Annotated in this window: 3 protein-coding genes and 1 tRNA gene; all 4 read left to right on the top strand. The window is 45.4% G+C overall.

Features of this window, described 5'->3' with window-relative positions; genetic code table 11:
• Positions 1-229: 229 nt before the first annotated feature.
• The 4 genes from murB to QL234_RS31845 all read left to right on the top strand — a co-directional run bounded on the left by murB (position 230) and on the right by QL234_RS31845 (position 3,158).
• Positions 230-1,258 (top strand): UDP-N-acetylmuramate dehydrogenase, encoded by a 1,029-nt coding sequence (gene murB, locus QL234_RS31860; RefSeq protein ID WP_281561749.1) that lies wholly within the window; start codon positions 230-232, stop codon positions 1,256-1,258.
• Complete coding sequence (gene birA / locus QL234_RS31855) at positions 1,258-2,247, top strand: bifunctional biotin--[acetyl-CoA-carboxylase] ligase/biotin operon repressor BirA (protein ID WP_281561748.1); 990 nt, start codon at positions 1,258-1,260, stop codon at positions 2,245-2,247. The genes murB and birA overlap by 1 nt, the downstream gene beginning before the upstream one ends.
• Positions 2,228-2,959, top strand: a complete 732-nt coding sequence (locus tag QL234_RS31850) for a type III pantothenate kinase (protein ID WP_281561747.1) — start codon at positions 2,228-2,230, stop codon at positions 2,957-2,959. The genes birA and QL234_RS31850 overlap by 20 nt, the downstream gene beginning before the upstream one ends.
• A 123-nt stretch (positions 2,960-3,082) precedes the next feature.
• A tRNA-Thr gene (locus QL234_RS31845) sits at positions 3,083-3,158 on the top strand.
• Positions 3,159-3,160: the final 2 nt, after the last annotated feature.

Raw genomic sequence — 3,160 nt, 5'->3', positions numbered from 1 at the left:
TAGCGCCGATGGTAGTGTGGGAGGTCCCATGTGAGAGTAGGACATTGCTAGACTTCTATTTAGAGAAACCCGCAGCTGACGCTGCGGGTTTTTTGCTTTCTGGGATTTTTATTTTTCAAATCCCTGCTTTTTAATATATCCCGAAGCTGGCTATCAGAAATTCGGCTGAATCAATTTCAGCGCTTTGAAAAGTTCGTTACAATGATGAAAATTATTTCTTTTGTATCTTATGAAGTCAGCATCCCAATTTCAGTTACAACAAAGCAATAGCTTTAATGTTGCATCAATCACCCCGTCTCTTTATCAACCTGCCAGCTATGCAGACTTAGATGACTTGGATATGGTGATCAACCAACCTTTTTATGTGCTGGGTGAAGGCAGTAATACCTTGTTTGTCGAGGATGAAACGCCGGTAATTATTCGTCCGGCCTTTAAAGGTATTGATGTAAAAGAGGCTAGCGACAGTTATCGTGTCAAGGTAGGGGCAGCTGAAAACTGGCATCAATTAGTGCTCCGCTGTGTCGAGCAGGGAATCTATGGTTTGGAAAACCTGGCGCTGATCCCCGGTAGCGTTGGTGCCGCACCGGTGCAAAATATCGGTGCTTACGGGGTAGAGTTTGCCGATTATTGCCAGGAAGTCGAGTGGTTTGAGTTCAGCTCAAAATCGGTAAAGACATTATCCAGGCAGGATTGCCAATTTGGTTACCGGGATAGTGTTTTTAAAGGAACGCTTTACAACCAGGGGCTGATTATTTCTGTTACCCTCACTTTCCCTAAAAACTGGCGGGCAAAGCTCAGTTATCATGGCCTGGATGTTTTACCGGAAGATGTCAGTGCAATGGATGTAATGAAGCAAGTGATTGCTATACGAGAGTCTAAGTTACCCGATCCGAAAACTTTACCCAATGCGGGGAGTTTTTTTAAAAACCCGGTGGTTTCTGCTAAGCAGTATCGTTTGCTGGCACAGGAGTATCCTGATATGCCTTGTTACCCTCAAGCCGATCAGAGTATCAAATTAGCCGCAGGTTGGCTTATCGAACAAACCGGATTAAAGGGGTTCATGCTAAATGGTGCGGCAGTACATGATAAACAGGCTTTAGTGTTAGTGAATAAGGCTTGTACTTCAGGTAAAGCTATCTCTTCATTGGCTAAACATGTGCAAACTTGTGTGCTGGGTAAGTTTGGTATTAAGTTGCAACCCGAGGTCAGGCTTATAGCAGCTAAGGGTGAAGTTGAATTAGATGAGTTTGAACAATAATGGCGAAGTCTTTAAGAGAAGATTTGATCCGGCAATTAGCTGATGGTGAATTTGTCTCAGGTGAAGCCCTGGGGCAACAGTTTGGTGTCAGCCGGGCGGCTGTTTCAAAGCATATTAATGCGCTAGCGGATATGGGCTTAGATATTTTCCGGGTGAGCGGCAAAGGCTATAAATTAGCCCGACCATTAGATTTATTAAGTAATGATAAGATCAGGGAAACGTTAGCTGCGAACGGATTGGCGAATACGGTTGAGGTACATAACCTGATCGATTCTACCAATAGCTATTTATTACGCCGTTTACCCAATAACCTGAAACAAGGACAGGTTTGTATTGCCGAATATCAAAGTGCCGGCCGGGGGCGCAGAGGCCGGCAATGGATCTCTCCTTTTGGTTCTCATATCTATTTGTCCATGTACTGGCAGCTGGAACAGGGGATGTCGGCGGCAATGGGCTTGAGTCTGGTAACGGCATTGGCGGTAAGTGATGCCATTAGCGAGTTGCTTAGCATAGAAGTGCAATTGAAATGGCCCAATGATATTTATTTGTCCGGGGTGAAACTGGCGGGGATACTTATTGATCTTGAAGGGCAGGCATTGGGGGCTTGTCACAGCGTTATCGGTATCGGCCTTAATCTGGCGATGCCAGAGCAGAGTGCTGAGCAGGTTGATCAGCCCTGGACGGATCTTAAGTCTCATACTCAAGCAGCGCTAGACCGCAATATGTTGTGTTCGGCGATTATAAAATGTCTTACCCGCCGGCTTGAACAGCATAAGGCATTTGGATTAACCCCCATGGTGGATGAATGGCTACAACAGGACTTTTACCTGGATAAGCCGGTTAAATTGATCACCGGTGAGCGGGTAACTTCGGGAATTTGCCGGGGGATCAATAACCAGGGAGCCTTGTTACTGGAAACTGGCGGTCAGGTTAAGGCGATTTATGGTGGAGAAGTGAGTTTAAGGGCGGATGATGATCGCATTAGTTGATATCGGTAATACCCGGACTAAATATGTTTATCAAAAAGGGCAAGAACTCTCTGCGATTGAGGCTGTTGCTAATGAACAAGTGACCATGATCTGGCTTGATCGGCATTTCAGCGCTATTAGCCAACTTATTGTTGCTAATGTCAGTCAGAATAGCTTATCTGAATTAATCACGTCTTGGGCGGAGCGGCACCAAGTTGACTTGCATCTTGTCCGCACCGAGAAAAAACGTTTTGGCATTGTCTCCGCCTATAACCAGCCGGAGAAGCTCGGGGTTGATCGTTGGTTGGCCATGATAGGGGCCTATAAGCTCTATCCCGGTAAAAACATGTTGATCATAGATGCCGGTACCGCCACGACCGTTGATTTATTAGCAGCTTCGGGTGAGCATCTTGGCGGTTGGATAATCCCCGGTATTGATACCATGTTTAACAGTGTTTTACAGCAAACGGCAAATGTAGAAGCTGATAAAGGTGAAAATGCCAGTATCGCCTTTGGCCGGAATACCGGTGAAAATGTCAATAATGCCTGTTGGGCGGCTACTGTTGGTGCGATAGAGGTTGCGATTAGGCAAGCAGAGACGGTTGTTCCAGAGCTTGATCTGGTTTTAATGACCGGGGGCAATGAAAAAGCACTGTCAAATTTGCTGAAGTCAAAAGTTACCTCGGTAAAAAATCTGGTTTTTGTCGGCTTGCAAGCCTATATAGCCGAATAAAAGTACGCTTTTCCCTTATGTTTGAATAAAAAAACAGCGAACAGTGAAAAAATGCAATTTTTTTTGATTTAGTGCTTGCCAGCAGCAAAACATTGCTCTAATATTCGCACCACTTAATGACGTGCCGACTTAGCTCAGTTGGTAGAGCAACTGACTTGTAATCAGTAGGTCGCCAGTTCGACTCCGGCAGTCGGCACCATT

Source organism: Thalassomonas sp. RHCl1 (assembly GCF_947387555.1).
GTDB lineage: Bacteria > Pseudomonadota > Gammaproteobacteria > Enterobacterales > Alteromonadaceae > Thalassomonas.
This window is presented reverse-complemented; position numbering and strand designations above follow the sequence as displayed.

Excerpts from the sequence above, each read along its gene's own strand:
- QL234_RS31850 (WP_281561747.1), top strand. The coding sequence starts at position 2,228 with ATGATGATCGCATTAGTTGATATCGGTAATACCCGGACTAAATATGTT.
- murB (WP_281561749.1), top strand. The coding sequence starts at position 230 with ATGAAGTCAGCATCCCAATTTCAGTTACAACAAAGCAATAGCTTTAAT.
- birA (WP_281561748.1), top strand. The coding sequence starts at position 1,258 with ATGGCGAAGTCTTTAAGAGAAGATTTGATCCGGCAATTAGCTGATGGT.